This is a genomic window from Streptomyces sp. NPDC002130 (genome assembly GCF_040296465.1).
GTDB lineage: Bacteria > Actinomycetota > Actinomycetes > Streptomycetales > Streptomycetaceae > Streptomyces.
In genome coordinates, this window is sequence record NZ_JBEOXI010000844.1 from 1 (window position 1) to 1,420 (window position 1,420).

Sequence of the window (1,420 nt, forward strand, 5' to 3'; positions counted from 1 at the left end):
ATTGCCCGCAGACGAGCGTGATGGTCGGGCGAGACGGGGGAGAGGAGCACCCTCGGGCCGCGTAGTTCCGGAGCCGTTGTCACTCATCGACCCTAACCTGGAACAATGGTCGCCGTGACTGCAACGATCCTCGACGGCAAAGCTACCCGCGACGAAATCTTCGAAGACCTGAAGGTGCGGGTGAGCGCTCTGAAGGCAGAGGGCATCACACCCGGCTTGGGCACCATCCTGGTGGGCGACGACCCCGGATCCGCGGCTTACGTGCGCGGCAAGCACAACGACTGCGCCAAGGTCGGTATCAATTCCTTGCGACGTGACCTGCCTGCCGACATCACGCAGGAACAGCTCAACGCGACGATCGACGAACTCAATGCCAATCCCGAGTGCACCGGCTACATCGTGCAGTTGCCGCTCCCCAAGCACCTCGACGAGAACGCGGCCCTCGAGCGTATCGACCCCGACAAGGATGCCGACGGCTTGCATCCGGTCAACCTCGGTCGACTGGTGTTGGGCAAGGAAGCCCCGCTGCCGTGCACCCCACGTGGAATCCTCCATCTTCTGCGTCGCTACGAGGTCCCGATTGCCGGTGCACACGTGGTGGTTGTCGGACGCGGCGTCACGGTCGGTCGTCCGATCGGATTGCTGCTGACGCGTCGTAGCGAGAACGCGACGGTCACGCTCTGCCACACCGGTACCCGCGATCTCGCGGCCGAGGTTCGCCGCGCCGACATCATCGTCGCTGCCGCCGGCGTTCCCGGCCTCATCACCGCAGACATGGTCAAGCCTGGAGCGGCGGTCCTCGACGTCGGCGTCAGTCGCACCGACGACGGCCTGCGCGGCGACGTCGCAGCCGACGTCAGCGAGGTCGCCGGCTTCGTCTCACCCAACCCCGGTGGTGTCGGACCGCTGACCCGCGCGTTCCTGATCACCAACGTGGTCGAGCGCGCCGAGCGGGTTCTGGCCGGAGCCTGAGTCCGATGTCCTCACTGGTCGGCCTCGCGAAGAAGAATCTGCCCATGCTCGCGGTCCTCGCCGTGATCGCGGCAGCCGTCGTTCTCGTGCTGGCCGACCGGTGGCGTCGCGGCGCCCTCGTATTCGGTGTTGCCGTCATCATCGGTGCTGCTGCTCGGTGGTTCGTTCCCGAGAATCGTGTGGGGTTGCTCGCGGTGCGTGGAAGGGTCTTCGACACCGCGGCGATGGGCGTCATGGGTGTGTTGATCGCGACGCTCGCCCTGACCATCGATCCGCTCGGCACCGACTGAGAAGATCAGTCCCCGTAAAACGAGCGAATGTCGATATCACTCAGAGGGATCCACTCCGGCGGATGTGTGGATGTCGGGAGACCGGCTTCGATGTCGAGATCACTGGCATCGTCGGGACCTACAGCAACCCCCGTCACGTCTTCGCGTACGACGACGGC

At 65.2% G+C, this 1,420-nt stretch carries 2 protein-coding genes and 1 pseudogene; all 3 read left to right on the forward strand.

What is annotated here, in order from left to right:
* The first annotated feature begins 114 nt into the window (after positions 1 to 114).
* Positions 115 to 972, forward strand: coding sequence for a bifunctional methylenetetrahydrofolate dehydrogenase/methenyltetrahydrofolate cyclohydrolase (locus ABT116_RS46205; RefSeq protein WP_351647201.1), 858 nt, complete (start codon positions 115 to 117; stop codon positions 970 to 972).
* 5 nt (positions 973 to 977) lie between these two features.
* On the forward strand, positions 978 to 1,262 hold the full coding sequence (locus tag ABT116_RS46210; RefSeq protein WP_003940740.1) for a DUF3017 domain-containing protein: 285 nt from the start codon (positions 978 to 980) through the stop codon (positions 1,260 to 1,262).
* Positions 1,263 to 1,339: 77 nt separating this feature from the next.
* A pseudogene (locus ABT116_RS46215) lies at positions 1,340 to 1,420 on the forward strand (NUDIX hydrolase); the annotation flags it as partial.